This is a genomic window from Maritimimonas sp. 2405UD52-3 (assembly GCF_056591715.1).
In genome coordinates, this window is record NZ_JBWQOL010000008.1 from 35,043 (window position 1) to 49,326 (window position 14,284).

Genomic DNA, 14,284 nt, shown 5'->3' on the forward strand with positions numbered 1-14,284 from the left:
TTATAATATTAGTTTGATATTTTGTTCAGTACTGTTTCTAGTTCTGTTTTATTATTAATAACATTCAACATGGCTTGCAAATATTCCTGTTGTGTAGAATATAGTTGTGTTTGTGCCTGACGGAGATCAAAACTTGTTGAGATTCCTTCAAAGAACTTGGTTTGATTCTTTTTTTCAATACGCTCTGCCAAAGCCAAATTTTGCTTGGAGGTTTTATAAGATTCTACGGCAAATTGGTAATTACTTTTAGCAGAAGTGATCTGAAATTTAAGTTGCTGTTCAGTTTCAGTAAGGTCAGTTTTAGCTTTTTCTAAATTTATTTTTGCGCGTTGTGTAGCAGCACTTCTGCCCAGAGAGCTAAAAATAGGAATGTTTAAACTTACGCCTAAAAGGGATGAACCGAACCACTGCTGATCACTATTTAAGAAAGAAAATTCGTCATTAAACCCTTGATAACCTCCATTTACAAATGCGTTAAGTCTTGGAAGTGCTTTGCTTTTTTCCAGTTTTAAAAGTAGTTCACTTGCTCGCCTATTGTTTTCTGCAATACGATAATCAATATTGTTGTCAATGCTTTCTTGCGCTTCAAGAAGATCTAATCGTATGTTTTCTGATACTAGAGATTCCAAGTTATCTTTTAGAGATATGCTTTCATGTATACCAAGTCCTAGTGCAATGTTTAACATTTTATACGCAATATCTCTCAACCGTATTGAATTCTTCAGAGTATTGTCAAGCTGAAGTAAAGTAATTTGAAGCTGTTCTACATCTTCTTCTTCTGCCAAGCCATTTTCATAAATTTTTGACGTTTCATCAAAATTCTTTTGAAGAACAGTTTTATTGTTTTCCGTTATTTTAACACTTTCTTCAGCGAGCAATACATTACCATAAGCATTGATTACCGCCTTTCTGATTTCTAGATCAGTCTTCTCTTTAGCATTTTTTGATATATCCAGAAACACTTTGGCCGATTGCAAGGCTACTAAGTAGGAACCATCAAAAAGTTGCTGTTCTAATGTGGCAACGGCATTCACATTTTGCTTTGTGCCAAAAACAACTTCTGCAAATTCACCTGGATTACCGCCAAAAAACTCGGCAGGAACCAAAGATACAGGCTGCTTCAAAAAATTTTGATAATCTATTTTAGCACTTATTTGAGGCAAACCAGTTGCCGTTGTTTCCCATTTTTGTTTTTTAGCAGCATCAATATCGCGTTCAGCATTTTTTACTGTACGGTTATGCTCTAGTGCATATTGAATGGCTTCTTCTAATGAAAAATTTTTAGTGCTCTCCTGCCCAAAACTCACAATACTACCAATAAAAAGTATGATTAATAATAATGTATACTTCATTATGATTCTTGATTTACTGTTATAAATTGATTTAAGATCTTTAATCCTTTTTCCGTTACAATGGCTCTTAAGTGATATTCCAGATAACTTTCCATTAAATATTCAATACTGAATTCACTTCTTGGGAATATAGCTTCATCTTTTATTCCTGTCATACCATTAAAATACATCCTAGAAATAAATCCTACATCAATAGTTGATCTAAATAAACCTGTGTCTACGCCTCTTTGCAAACTCTCTTGAACAGATTCATGCATCTTTTCAAACTGTTTAACTCTTAAGACTGCATAAATTTGTGGGTAGTATTTCTTCAATTGATATTGAGGTGAGGCTTTTTCATTTTTTAAATGGTTCATCACGAACATCTTGATGTCGTAAAGCTCTTCAATAGGATTATCTGAACAATCACAAATGGTATCAATGCCGTCACATATTTTCTCAAATAAAGAGAAAGTAACCTCTTCAACTAGTTGTGTCTTATTTTTAAAATGGGTATAAATAGTCTTTTTAGATATACCCATATCATTGGCAATATCATCCATAGTCACACTTTTAAAACCAAGTGTGAGAAACATATCACCTGCAGTATGTAAAATTTTTTCTTTCATAAAAATCAACGACAAAAATAGGCAGGAAACTTTTAAAACAAAAAAAGTTTCCAAAGTTTTGCAAAAAATTAACATTTCGTTCACACTATTTTTTGGAATCTTTTATTTTTACAAAAATTTCGAATTTGGATATTGTAGATTATAAATCAATTTTTCTTAATTATTTAGAACAGAAACTTTCGGTAAAGGAACCCAAGAATCTCTATGAGCCTATTCATTATATATTACACTTAGGAGGTAAACGTTTACGCCCCTCTCTTACTTTAATGAGCTGTGAAATATTCGGAGGTAGTTATAAAGATGCATTAGATGCTGCACTAGCCGTTGAGATGTTTCATAATTTTTCGTTGATTCATGATGATATTATGGATAATGCGTCTCTAAGAAGAGGGCAACAGACTGTGCATGAAAAATGGGATTTGAATACGGGAATATTATCAGGAGATGCTTTGATGATTATGGCTTATCAATTATTTGAAAGTTATGAACCCAATAAATTTAGAGATTTGGCAAAGTTATTCAGCAAAACTGCTATTGAAGTTTGTGAAGGTCAGCAATATGATATTGATTTTGAAACAAGAAATGATGTTTCTATACCAGAATATATCAAAATGATCTCGTTAAAAACTGCGGTATTAGTTGCTGCTTCATTAAAAATGGGAGCTATTATAGCCAACGCTGATGAATTAGAAGCTCAAAAAATATATGATTATGGATTAAATCTTGGTATCGCTTTTCAATTGCAAGATGATTTTCTAGATGTTTTTGGCGGTGAAGATTTTGGTAAACAGAAGGCGGGAGATATTATTGAAAACAAAAAAACTTGGCTGTACCTTAAAGCACTGGAAGTAAGTAACTCTAGTGATAATAATAGGTTATTAGAATTATATAAAGATAATTCTGTGAATGAAAATAAAGTAGGAGAGGTGATTGAAATATTCCAAAGATGTGCTATTCCTGAACGCATAAATAATCAGATAGAGAATTATACAAATATGGCGCTGCTGAATTGTGAGTCACTTTCTATTGATGATATGCAAAAAGAGAAATTAAAAGATTTTGCCAATGCTTTGATGTATAGAAAAATTTGAGCATTGTATTTTAGAATAAAAAAAGATTGTGCATATAGTAAATTATTGGTAATATTGCACTCCAAAATTTAGGACCCATAGCTCAGCTGGTTAGAGCACCTGACTCATAATCAGGGGGTCGAAGGTTCGAGCCCTTCTGGGTCCACAATTTTAAGTAACATTATACCTTGCTAATATTATTAAAGCATTAATAATACTAAAAAGAATGGTATAACGTTAACTGGTTAAAAAGAATTTATATATTTGCAATTAATTAGCCAATTAATCGTTAGCTATTTTGTAAAAGGGGAAAGTTTATGCTAAAAAAGATACGTTTAATCGCAGTCATAGTATTTGTATTGCTATTTGAGGGTGTTGCTCATGCTCAACCAACATGTACTTCTGATGATGATTGTAACAGACCTGGAAGAATGGATTTTCAGTGTGTTGATGGGCGATGTCGTCCAGTTGTGCCTGGAACTCCTGTTGATGGAGGTTTAGTGATATTATTGGCGGCTGGTATAGTTTATGGCATCAAAAAACTTAGAGACTAGTTAATCTAGCTATATATTTTCCTATTACATCAAACTCAAGATTTACTATATCTCCTTTCTGTAATTGATTAAAATTAGTGTTTTCATATGTATAAGGTATGATGGCTACACTAAAACAGCTTCTTTTAGAGTTTACAACTGTTAGACTAACTCCGTTTATTGTTATAGATCCTTTTTCTATAGTTATGTTGTTTTTTGAAGTGTCATATTCAAAAGTAAACAGCCAACTCCCATCAGTTTTTCTTTTATCCGTACACATTCCTGTCTGATCTACATGCCCTTGAACAATATGGCCGTCTAATCGATCTCCTAACTTCATGGCTCTTTCAATATTTACTAGACTGTTTACTTCAAGTTGTCCTAAGTTTGATTTATTAAGGGTTTCATCTATTGCTGTAACAGTATAATTTAAACCATCAATCTCAACTACAGTTAAACAAACACCATTGTGTGCAATACTCTGATCAATTTGGAGTTCGCTAGTAACCCTGCTTTTTAATGTGATATGAAGATTATTTTCCTCTTTTTTTATCTTTGCTACTTCTGCTATTTCTTCTATAATACCTGTAAACATAACTTTTATTAAAAGGTTTTAAAAAGCAAATGGATTAACATATAATACATGAGTTTTTCATACATTCGCTTAGTCACTTAATGCGTTTTTAAGTGTACCAAAAATATAAAATATACTAAGCCCTAATGAAGAAATCTGAGAAAATAAAAGTGGGAATATCTATAGGAGATATTAATGGAATTGGTTTAGAGGTAATTCTAAAAACATTTCAAGATAATAGGATACTAGACTTTTGCACGCCTGTAATTTTTGGGTCTTCAAAAGTATTGTCTTTTCATAATAAAGCGCTCAACTTGGCATTACAATTTCATGGAGTTAATTCTGTTGATAAAGCGTTAAATAATAAAATTAATGTGGTAAATGCTTGGAATGAAGTTGCGGAAATTTCTTTGGGTAATGAAACTTCTCATGGAGGAAAATATGCTTATTTGTCACTTAAGTCTGCAACAGAAGCATTAAAGAATAAGAAAGTTGACGTTCTGGTTACTGCACCTATCAACAAACATAATATTCAGTCTGATAAATTTGATTTTAAGGGCCATACGGAGTTTTTAGAATCGCAACTAGATGGCCATAGCCTAATGATCTTAATGACTGAAGAGATTAGAATTGGTTTGATCACAGGGCATATTCCGGTTCAAAAAATTTCTGAAACTATTACACCAGAATTAATCAAAAAGAAAGTGAATATTATGTATGATTCACTTGTTAAAGATTTTAAAATTTCTAAACCTAAAATTGCAGTTCTAGGTCTAAATCCTCATTGCGGCGATCATGGTGTTATAGGTAAGGAGGATGACTCAATTATAAAACCTACATTAGAAAAAATACAAGAGGATGGTAAGTTAGTATACGGGCCTTATGCCGCAGATAGTTTTTTTGGATCAGGTTCTTATAAAACTTTTGATGGTGTATTAGCCATGTATCATGACCAAGGCTTAGGTCCATTCAAAACATTGGCTTTTGGGAAAGGGGTTAATTTTACTGCAGGGCTAGAAGCAATACGGACGTCACCAGACCATGGAACAGCTTATGAAATAGCCGGAAAGAATAAAGCGGATCATTCTTCATTTAAAGAAGCACTTTTTACAGCTATTAAAATTTTCAAATCTAGAAAAGAGCATAATGAACTACTAGAAAATAGATTACGGCCTGAAGAACAAAGGTAAAAGACTGTTATTTTTTGGTGTAAATCAACAAATTTTCTATCTTTGCGCGCTCAAATTGATGTGAGGAGAAATGGATAAAATGTTTGTCATTCCTTTTGTAGGGTTAAAAGAAGGAAAACACCAATTTGATTTTGTTGTAAATAACAAGTTCTTTGAGCGTTATGAGTATGATGAGGTTTTAGATGCCAACATCAATGTGCACTTAGATTTTGAAAAAAAGAGTACACTTCTTGAGTTAGCTTTTAAAGCTACCGGAAGTATAGAAGTTGCCTGTGATGTTAGTAATGAACCTTATAGTGAGCCTATAGATACATTGCTTAACCTCGTGGTTAAATTTGGCGAAGAATTTAATAATGAGAATGAAGAGATATTAATCATTCCGCATGGAGAATACCAAATAGATGTTGCTCAGTATATTTATGAGATGATTGTATTGGCTATTCCATTAAAAAAAGTACACCCTGGCATTGCTGATGGTTCATTACAATCAGACATACTTAATAAACTTGAAGAATTACAACCAAAAGAATTTATAAATAATAAAGATACAGATCCTAGGTGGTCAAAGCTAAAAGATCTATTAACGGATAAAAAAGAATAAAGATGGCACATCCAAAGAGAAAAATATCAAAACAAAGAAGAGATAAAAGAAGAACACATTATAAAGCTTCTACTCCTCAAATAGCTAAAGATCCAACTACTGGTGAAGCGCATTTGTACCATAGAGCACATTGGCATGAAGGTAAACTATATTATAGAGGTCAAGTAGTAATAGATAGCGAAGAGAATATAGCTTAATTCATACTATTCGAAAATACACTGAAAACCCTCAGAAATGAGGGTTTTTTTTATTTTTTGGGTTAAAATTGGTTAAAAACAGTACTTTTTTGATCAAAAACCGAAATAATTTTCATTACTTTGGAGTCACTTTTGTAACTCAAATAATTCTAAGAAAGGCTACACTATGAGCAAAGTTACTGCAGCCATTACTGCCGTAGGAAAGTATCTTCCAGACCATATTCTAACCAATAAAATGCTTGAAAATATGGTAGAGACCAACGATGAATGGATCACTACCAGAACAGGTATAAAAGAGCGTAGGATTTTAAAAGACGAAGGCAAAGGATCGTCTTTTTTAGCAATTAAAGCTGCTGAAGATCTATTCAATAAATCAGGTAAAAACCCTAAAGAAATAGATTTGGTAATTGTTGCTTCAGCAACACCTGATATGCAAGCGGCTTCAACAGCAGCTTATGTGGCATATAAAATTGGCGCAACCAATGCTTTTTCTTTTGATATAGATTCTGCTTGCTCAAGCTTTTTATATGGAATGTCTATTGTTTCAGGCTTTATTGAGTCAGGCAAATACAGAAAGATATTATTGATAGGAGCCGATAAGAACTCTTCAATGATTGATTATCAAGATCGTGCTACATGTATCATCTTTGGCGATGGTGCCGGTGCTACATTGTTTGAAGCTAATGATGATGGACTTGGAATTCAAGATGAATATCTAAGAACCAATGGTGAAGGTAGGGAGTTTCTGCAAGTAAAAAGAGGTGGGTCTTCTTATCCATATAAAAAAGGAGATGTAATAGGTGAGTTTGATGGTGGATTTGTACGTCAGGAAGGACGAACTGTATTCAAGAATGCAGTATTTAATATGGCAGATGTAAGTGAAAAGATACTAGAGCGCAATAATCTGAGTAAGGACGATGTAGCTTGGCTTACAGCACATCAGGCTAACAAGAGAATTATTGATGCTACCGCTGAACGAATGGGGCTTGATGAATCAAAAGTAATGATGAACATACATAAATATGGTAATACTACTTCTGCTACTTTACCATTATTATTATGTGATTATGAAACACAACTCCGTAAAGGAGACAATATAATATTTGCTGCATTCGGTGGAGGCTTCTCATGGGGAGCAATATACCTAACATGGGCATACAATTCTAACTAATGAAACTAATCTTAAAACAATGGATTTAAAAGAAATTCAAAATCTAATAAAGTTTGTAGCAAAATCTGGGGCTAGCGAAGTAAAGTTAGAAACAGATGATATTAAAATTACAATCAAAACGGGTTCTGATAAAACGGAGACCACCATCGTTCAACAAGCTCCGATGGCACCTTTACCGGTGACTCAAACAATTGCTACACCAGCTGCTCCAGCAACCGACGCTCCAGCAGCTGCTACACCAGCTGAATCAGCTGATGATGATTCAAAATACTTGGTTATAAAATCACCAATGATTGGTACCATGTACAGAAAACCATCACCAGACAAACCAGTTTTTGTAGAAGTAGGTAGTACAATTAATGTTGGTGATACGGTTTGTGTTATTGAGGCAATGAAATTATTCAACGAGATAGAATCTGAAGTTTCAGGTAAGATTGTTAAAGTACTTGTTGACGATGCTTCACCGGTTGAATTTGATCAACCATTATTTTTAGTTGATCCATCCTAATGTAAAATCGCAATTTTCAATTGCCAAATCCTTTTAGGTATTTGTTTTTTGAATATTGAAAATTTGAAGAGTTTATGTTTAAAAAGATATTAATAGCTAACAGAGGCGAGATAGCTCTACGTGTTATTAGAACATGTAAAGAGATGGGCATTAAGACAGTTGCAGTATATTCTACAGCTGATCAAGATAGTTTGCATGTTATGTTTGCAGATGAAGCCGTATGTATTGGTCCTCCACCGAGCGGCGACTCTTACTTAAAAATATCAAATATTATTGCTGCTGCTGAAATTACTAATGCCGATGCAATTCACCCTGGATACGGTTTTTTATCAGAAAACGCCAAGTTTTCAAAAATATGTGAAGAGCATGGTATTAAATTTATTGGTGCTTCCGCCGAAATGATCTCAAAAATGGGAGATAAGGCCACTGCTAAGGCAACTATGAAAGCGGCCGGAGTGCCTTGTGTTCCTGGTAGTGATGGCATTATTGAAGACTTTAACCAATGCAAGAAACTTGCTAAAGAAGTAGGATATCCTGTGATGTTAAAAGCTACCGCTGGTGGTGGTGGCAAAGGTATGCGCGCTGTTTGGAAAGAAGAAGATCTTAAGGATGCCTGGGATTCTGCGCGTCAAGAATCAAAAGCTGCTTTTGGCAATGATGATATGTATATGGAAAAACTCATTGAAGAGCCAAGACATATTGAAATTCAAGTGGTTGGTGATTCAAATGGAAAAGCATGTCATTTGTCTGAACGTGACTGTTCTGTGCAACGCCGTCATCAAAAATTAACAGAGGAAGTACCCTCTCCATTTATGACTGCAGCGCTTCGAAAAAAAATGGGAGATGCAGCAGTAAAAGCTTCTGAATTTATAAAATATGAAGGCGCAGGTACTGTAGAATTCTTGGTAGATAAGCACCGCAATTTCTACTTTATGGAAATGAATACACGTATTCAGGTAGAACACCCAATTACAGAACAGGTTATTGACTTTGACTTGATACGAGAGCAAATATTGGTGGCAGCCGGAGTACCGATTTCAGGGAAGAATTATACTCCAAATCTGCACTCTATAGAATGTAGAATCAATGCTGAAGATCCATTTAATGATTTTAGACCTTCTCCTGGTAGAATTACAACATTACATGCTCCCGGTGGACATGGAGTTCGTTTAGATACGCATGTATATGCTGGTTATGTGATTCCGCCCAATTATGACTCTATGATTGCTAAACTTATTACCACAGCTCAAACCAGAGAAGAAGCTATTAATAAAATGAAGCGAGCACTCGATGAATTTGTTATAGAAGGTATAAAAACTACAATTCCTTTTCATAGACAATTAATGGAGCATCCTGATTATTTAGCCGGAAATTATACAACAAAGTTTATGGAGGACTTTGAATTACAACCTCTAGAAGAAGAATAACGAGATAAATTTAAATAGCCTATACCAAGGATGTGATTATTCACATCCTTTTTTTATTTTTACTTCAAAATTTAAACATTTTGAAAGATAAGGGCTTACATATTGATGGTATTGATAAAATTATACTTAAAAATTTAATGAATGACGCCAGGGCCCCAATTCTTGGTATTGCAAGAGAAGTTGGTATTTCAGGAGCTGCAATTCATCAACGTCTAAGGAAGTTAGAAAAATCGGGATTATTGGCTGGTTCGAAATTTGTGATTAATCCTAAAGTACTAGGGTATAAAACCTTGGCTTTTGTAGGAATTTTTTTAGATGCTGCAAGTACTTATAAAGAGGCAATAAAACGGTTGAAAGAAATAGATGAGGTTATAGAGAGCCATTATACAACTGGAAATTATGCCATATTTGTAAAAATATTATGTAGAGATAATGAACATTTGATGCATGTGCTCAATAAACAGATTCAATCAATAAAAGGAGTTTCAAGAACTGAAACTTTTATATCCCTAGATCAACAAATAGACCGTCAGATTAAAATATAAAAAATCCCGCTTAGCGGGATTTTTTTTAGTTTTTTTCTATTTTACTCTTGATCAATCTCTACTGCCTAGTACTTGTAAACCCCAATACAATAACATAGCGAGAGAACCTAAAGCTGCTACCAAGTATGTTCTTGCAGCCCATTTCAATGCATCTTCAGAACCTTTATATTCTTCTTGACTCACCATATTCTTTCTTTTTAACCAAGCTAAAGCTCTGTTACTTGCATCATATTCAACAGGCAATGTAATAAAACTAAAAAGAGTTCCTAAGCCCATAAATATCAATCCAGCTACAGCGATATAAAATCCAATTTGACTATTACCAGAGGCCGCTGCTATAACTATTCCACCAATAACCATATATTGTGAAAAATTTGAAGTTATACTTACAACTGGTACTAGCTTAGAACGCATTTGTAACCATTCATAAGCTTGCGCATGTTGCACGGCATGACCAACCTCATGGGCAGCAACTGCAGCAGCAGCAGCATTACGTTGATTATAAACACCCTCACTTAAATTAACTGTTTTATTTTTTGGGTTGTAATGATCAGTTAACATACCTGGAGTAGAAATAACTTGTACATCTGTGATGCCATTATCAGCTAACATTTTCTCAGCAATTTCAGCACCACTCATACCATTTCTTAAATGTACTTGTGAATAATGTTTAAACTTTCTTTTTAATTTATTGCTTACAAGCCAGCTTACCAGAGAGATAGCTCCAATAAGTATATAGAATCCCATCATAATATTTTTGTTTTAAGTTTTTAATCAATTTTACTACGTAAATTTAAAGCATAAATTATTCCAAATAAAAAAAGACCAATTATTTATTTGTTAAAAGCAAGCAAATAAATGTATAACTCTGTAATTCAGATGTTTGTAATTTTATATTTTCAATGACATTATGACAACCCCCCCTGAAATATTATTGATTTACACTGGTGGTACGATAGGTATGATCAAAGATTATGATACTGATGCACTGAAACCTTTTAATTTCAATCACCTTTATAAAAAAATTCCAGAGCTTAATCAGCTATATTGTAATATAGAAACAGTATCATTTGAAAAGCCAATAGATTCATCAAATATGAATCCCGAATATTGGGTTGATATTGTAGAAATTATTGAAAGTTATTATGATTCAAAAGATGGGTTTGTTGTTTTGACAGGGTCTGATACCATGTCTTACACTTCTTCTGCCATCAGTTTTATGATAGAGAATTTGGCCAAGCCCATAATTTTCACTGGGTCTCAATTACCAATAGGTGATCTTAGAACTGACGCTAAAGAGAATTTAATTACAGCTATTCAGATAGCGGCTTCGGTTAATGAACAGTCAGGCAAGCCTAATATAAGAGAAGTGGGATTGTATTTTGAATATAAATTGTATAGAGCCAATAGAACAACTAAAATAAGCGCCGAGCAATTTGAGGCTTTTGCTTCTCCAAATTTTCCTCCGTTGGCCGAAAGTGGAGTGTATCTAAAATTTGATAAAAATGTAATATATCCTGATTACCAACCTGAGCATTTAGAAATTAGGAAAAGGCTAGAGGAAAGAATTGTAGTTCTAAAATTGTTTCCTGGCATTACTAAACATGTTATCAAAAGTATTTTGAATATAGATAATCTAAAAGGTGTTGTGCTTGAAACTTATGGCTCTGGCAATGCGCCAAGTGAGTCATGGTTTATTGATGCGCTAAAAGATGCTATAAAAAAGGGTATTCCTATAGTTGATGTTACTCAATGTGCTGGTGGAGGCGTATCACTAGGTAGTTATGAAACTAGTGTTGAATTGGAAAAAATTGGGATTATTAGTGGAAAAGATATCACTACCGAATCTGCAGTTGCTAAACTTATGTATCTGCTAGGCGAAGCAATTCCTAAAGCTAATTTTAAGCACATTTTTGAAACACCCTTGCGGGGAGAAATGAGTTAGTTTTTTTAATTCATACTTTCTCAACTGAATATTTTTTTGTTATTTGGTCTTTCCAAAATTTTAAATGGCTATTCAGAGAGGTGGCCGAGTGGTTTAAGGCGCACGCCTGGAAAGCGTGTTTACAAGAAATTGTATCGAGGGTTCGAATCCCTTTCTCTCTGCTATGAATTGTTATTTTTAATAAAAAATTTATATCTTTAACGCATTAACTAATTTAATTAATTAAGACTTAACACAATGAGAAAAGTATTTACCATCCTAGCTATTGCAGGATTATTTTTAGGTTCAGTTCAAAACACTTTTGCAGCAGTTGCAACAGTAGTTCAAGAAGAAGCTGCAGCAGAACAAACATTTCACCAAATTTTAAAACAACGTTTTATTGAAGGTGGTCCTTTCTTTATGGGTATTGTATTGATTACCTTAATATTAGGATTAGCAATTGCTATTGAAAGAATCATCTACTTAAATATGGCTACTACAAATACTAATAAATTGGTAAGTAGCATTGAAGATGCATTGTCATCTGGTGGAGTTGAAGCTGCTAAAGAAGTGGCTAGAAATACAAAAGGTCCTGTAGCATCAATTTTCTATCAAGGTTTAGATAGAATGGATGAAGGTGTTGAAGCAGCAGAGAAAGCTGTGGTGAGCTACGGTGGTGTACAAATGGGGTTATTAGAAAAAAATATCTCATGGTTATCATTATTTATTGCCTTAGCGCCAATGCTTGGTTTCATGGGAACTGTAATTGGTATGATTGGAGCATTTGATGCAATTGCCGCTGCAGGTGATATTTCTCCATCAATTGTTGCAGGAGGTATTAAAGTAGCATTATTAACAACAGTATTTGGTTTGATTGTAGCGATTATTCTTCAAATCTTCTATAACTATATTATTTCTAAAGTAGATGGTATTGTAAATAATATGGAAGATGCTTCTATTTCGCTAGTTGATCTTTTAGTAAGACACAAAAAATAATTAAACCATGGAGAGTAATAAAAATTTATCTAGAATTCTAACCATCGTTGCTACCGTAATTGCGTTGATTGGCGCGTTTATGCTTATTCGCATTATTATGGTTGGTGATGAAGCTATAGAAACAGATCCTGAACAACAAGGTATTGTTTCTGCTTTTGTAGGCTTTTCAAGATTTTTGCTTATAGCGGTAACAATTATAACATTAGTATTATCGCTATTAAATCTGCTTAGAAACCCACAAAATTTAAAGAAAACCCTAATGGGTCTTGCAGTATTAGGAGTACTATTAGCGATCGCTTATTTTACAGCATCAGGTGATGCAGTTATAGATCCTTACACAAATGATGTGATCAAAGATGGGGAAGCAGGCTCAACGTCTAAATGGGTAAGTGCTCTAATTAACTTTACAGGTATTTTAGGAGCTGCTGGATTACTTATCATTGGAGCAGGAATAGTAAAAAATATCATTAAATAATAAAGAATTATGGCAAGAAGAGACACCCCAGAGATTAACGCGGGTTCTATGGCAGACATAGCGTTCTTGTTACTTATTTTCTTTTTAGTAACAACTACTATGGATGTTGATACTGGTATTTCGCGTAAATTACCAGAAAAACAACCACCAGATGCACCACCACCACCGGTATTAAAAGAGAAAAACGTTTTTGAGGTTAATATTAACCGAAGAAATGAAATACTGGTAGAAGGAGAAACATATATGAAAATTGAGGATTTGCGTGAAGCAACAATTGACTTCATTGATAATGGAGGTGGTAAAGATGCTGAAGGGAATGATTGTACTTGGTGTAAAGGAGACAAAGATCCTGCATCTTCAGATCATCCTAAAAAAGCAATTATATCACTACAAAGTGACCGAGGTACTAGTTATGCCACCTATATAGCTGTTCAGAATGAATTAGTAGGTGCTTATAACGTACTTAGAGATCGTTACGCAAATGAGAAGTTTGGTAAAGATTTTGATAGATTATCATCAGAACAGCAGAAAGAAATCAAGAAGAATATTTATCCTCAGATCATCTCTGAAGCTGAACCAACTAAATAATAATAACTATGGCTAAATTTGGAAAAAAGAAAAAAGGAATGCCTGGTATTTCCACGGCATCCTTACCGGATATTGTATTTATGTTATTATTCTTTTTTATGGTAACAACAGTTATGCGTGAAACTACACTTAAAATTCAGCAACCTAAATTGCCGCAGGCAACAGAGGTAAAGAAGTTGGAAAAGAAAAGTTTAGTAAGCTATATTTATGTTGGTAAATCAAAGGATGGTACTCCTGGAGATAAGATTCAGTTGAATGATAGAATTTCTAATGTTAAAGAAGTAAAGAGTTTTATTTTTAGTGAGAGAGCTTCGCATAAAGAAGAAGACATCCCTTTCTTAACAACCTCTATCAAAGCTGATATGAAAGCCAATGTTGGAACAATTACTGATATTAAGCAAGAGTTAAGAGATGTTAACGCATTAAAACTTAATTACTCTACTAGAAAGGGTAGCGCTCTTGATAATATGAAGAATTAACAACTAAATTAGTTATGAAAAAAGGCAGTCATTTATGATTGCCTTT

Annotated in this window: 18 protein-coding genes and 2 tRNA genes; 16 read left to right on the forward strand and 4 right to left on the reverse strand. The window is 33.7% G+C overall.

Features of this window, described 5'->3' with window-relative positions:
- Positions 1–8: 8 nt before the first annotated feature.
- Positions 9–1,352: a TolC family protein gene (locus AC1EU5_RS15265; protein WP_480193287.1), complete on the reverse strand. Its 1,344-nt coding sequence runs from the start codon at positions 1,350–1,352 to the stop codon at positions 9–11.
- Positions 1,352–1,960, reverse strand: coding sequence for a TetR/AcrR family transcriptional regulator (locus tag AC1EU5_RS15270; RefSeq protein WP_480193288.1), 609 nt, complete (start codon positions 1,958–1,960; stop codon positions 1,352–1,354). The genes AC1EU5_RS15265 and AC1EU5_RS15270 overlap by 1 nt, the downstream gene beginning before the upstream one ends.
- Positions 1,961–2,085: 125 nt before the next feature.
- Here AC1EU5_RS15270 and AC1EU5_RS15275 point away from each other — a divergent pair, with 125 nt between their 5' ends.
- From AC1EU5_RS15275 to AC1EU5_RS15285, 3 genes are all read left to right on the forward strand, one after another.
- Positions 2,086–3,051 (forward strand): polyprenyl synthetase family protein, encoded by a 966-nt coding sequence (locus AC1EU5_RS15275; protein WP_480193289.1) that lies wholly within the window; start codon positions 2,086–2,088, stop codon positions 3,049–3,051.
- A 71-nt stretch (positions 3,052–3,122) separates the two neighbouring features.
- Positions 3,123–3,196: transfer RNA gene (locus tag AC1EU5_RS15280), tRNA-Ile, on the forward strand.
- Positions 3,197–3,347: 151 nt separating this feature from the next.
- The gene (locus AC1EU5_RS15285; RefSeq protein ID WP_480193290.1) at positions 3,348–3,584 is read left to right on the forward strand and encodes a PID-CTERM protein-sorting domain-containing protein; all 237 of its coding nucleotides are present in this window, start codon (positions 3,348–3,350) and stop codon (positions 3,582–3,584) included.
- On the opposite strand, the gene AC1EU5_RS15290 is transcribed toward AC1EU5_RS15285, so the two are convergent.
- Complete coding sequence (locus AC1EU5_RS15290) at positions 3,574–4,158, reverse strand: riboflavin synthase (RefSeq protein ID WP_480193291.1); 585 nt, start codon at positions 4,156–4,158, stop codon at positions 3,574–3,576. The two genes, AC1EU5_RS15285 and AC1EU5_RS15290, sit on opposite strands and share 11 nt — an antisense overlap.
- A gap of 125 nt (positions 4,159–4,283) precedes the next feature.
- Here AC1EU5_RS15290 and pdxA point away from each other — a divergent pair, with 125 nt between their 5' ends.
- The 7 genes from pdxA to AC1EU5_RS15325 all read left to right on the forward strand — a co-directional run bounded on the left by pdxA (position 4,284) and on the right by AC1EU5_RS15325 (position 9,776).
- Complete coding sequence (gene pdxA / locus AC1EU5_RS15295; RefSeq protein WP_480193292.1) at positions 4,284–5,327, forward strand: 4-hydroxythreonine-4-phosphate dehydrogenase PdxA; 1,044 nt, start codon at positions 4,284–4,286, stop codon at positions 5,325–5,327.
- A gap of 70 nt (positions 5,328–5,397) precedes the next feature.
- Complete coding sequence (locus AC1EU5_RS15300) at positions 5,398–5,928, forward strand: YceD family protein (protein WP_480193293.1); 531 nt, start codon at positions 5,398–5,400, stop codon at positions 5,926–5,928.
- A gap of 2 nt (positions 5,929–5,930) precedes the next feature.
- On the forward strand, positions 5,931–6,125 hold the full coding sequence (rpmF, locus tag AC1EU5_RS15305) for a 50S ribosomal protein L32 (RefSeq protein WP_480193294.1): 195 nt from the start codon (positions 5,931–5,933) through the stop codon (positions 6,123–6,125).
- A gap of 166 nt (positions 6,126–6,291) precedes the next feature.
- Positions 6,292–7,296, forward strand: a complete 1,005-nt coding sequence (locus AC1EU5_RS15310) for a beta-ketoacyl-ACP synthase III (protein ID WP_480193295.1) — start codon at positions 6,292–6,294, stop codon at positions 7,294–7,296.
- Between the two features lie 19 nt (positions 7,297–7,315).
- The gene (accB, locus tag AC1EU5_RS15315) at positions 7,316–7,804 is read left to right on the forward strand and encodes an acetyl-CoA carboxylase biotin carboxyl carrier protein (RefSeq protein ID WP_480193296.1); all 489 of its coding nucleotides are present in this window, start codon (positions 7,316–7,318) and stop codon (positions 7,802–7,804) included.
- 74 nt (positions 7,805–7,878) lie between these two features.
- On the forward strand, positions 7,879–9,231 hold the full coding sequence (accC, locus tag AC1EU5_RS15320; protein ID WP_480193297.1) for an acetyl-CoA carboxylase biotin carboxylase subunit: 1,353 nt from the start codon (positions 7,879–7,881) through the stop codon (positions 9,229–9,231).
- Positions 9,232–9,311: 80 nt separating this feature from the next.
- On the forward strand, positions 9,312–9,776 hold the full coding sequence (locus tag AC1EU5_RS15325; RefSeq protein WP_480193298.1) for an Lrp/AsnC ligand binding domain-containing protein: 465 nt from the start codon (positions 9,312–9,314) through the stop codon (positions 9,774–9,776).
- Between the two features lie 51 nt (positions 9,777–9,827).
- Here AC1EU5_RS15325 and AC1EU5_RS15330 read toward each other — a convergent pair whose 3' ends face one another.
- Positions 9,828–10,526: a zinc metallopeptidase gene (locus tag AC1EU5_RS15330; RefSeq protein ID WP_480193299.1), complete on the reverse strand. Its 699-nt coding sequence runs from the start codon at positions 10,524–10,526 to the stop codon at positions 9,828–9,830.
- Between the two features lie 160 nt (positions 10,527–10,686).
- Between AC1EU5_RS15330 and AC1EU5_RS15335 the strand changes: the two genes are divergently transcribed.
- The 6 genes from AC1EU5_RS15335 to AC1EU5_RS15360 all read left to right on the forward strand — a co-directional run bounded on the left by AC1EU5_RS15335 (position 10,687) and on the right by AC1EU5_RS15360 (position 14,238).
- Complete coding sequence (locus tag AC1EU5_RS15335) at positions 10,687–11,721, forward strand: asparaginase (protein WP_480193300.1); 1,035 nt, start codon at positions 10,687–10,689, stop codon at positions 11,719–11,721.
- Positions 11,722–11,795: 74 nt separating this feature from the next.
- Positions 11,796–11,882: transfer RNA gene (locus AC1EU5_RS15340), tRNA-Ser, on the forward strand.
- A 76-nt stretch (positions 11,883–11,958) separates the two neighbouring features.
- Positions 11,959–12,696, forward strand: coding sequence for a MotA/TolQ/ExbB proton channel family protein (locus tag AC1EU5_RS15345; RefSeq protein WP_480193301.1), 738 nt, complete (start codon positions 11,959–11,961; stop codon positions 12,694–12,696).
- Between the two features lie 7 nt (positions 12,697–12,703).
- On the forward strand, positions 12,704–13,171 hold the full coding sequence (locus AC1EU5_RS15350) for a hypothetical protein (RefSeq protein ID WP_480193302.1): 468 nt from the start codon (positions 12,704–12,706) through the stop codon (positions 13,169–13,171).
- A gap of 9 nt (positions 13,172–13,180) precedes the next feature.
- The gene (locus AC1EU5_RS15355; RefSeq protein WP_480193303.1) at positions 13,181–13,759 is read left to right on the forward strand and encodes an ExbD/TolR family protein; all 579 of its coding nucleotides are present in this window, start codon (positions 13,181–13,183) and stop codon (positions 13,757–13,759) included.
- An 8-nt stretch (positions 13,760–13,767) separates the two neighbouring features.
- Complete coding sequence (locus AC1EU5_RS15360) at positions 13,768–14,238, forward strand: ExbD/TolR family protein (protein WP_480193304.1); 471 nt, start codon at positions 13,768–13,770, stop codon at positions 14,236–14,238.
- The last annotated feature ends 46 nt before the right edge of the window (positions 14,239–14,284 follow it).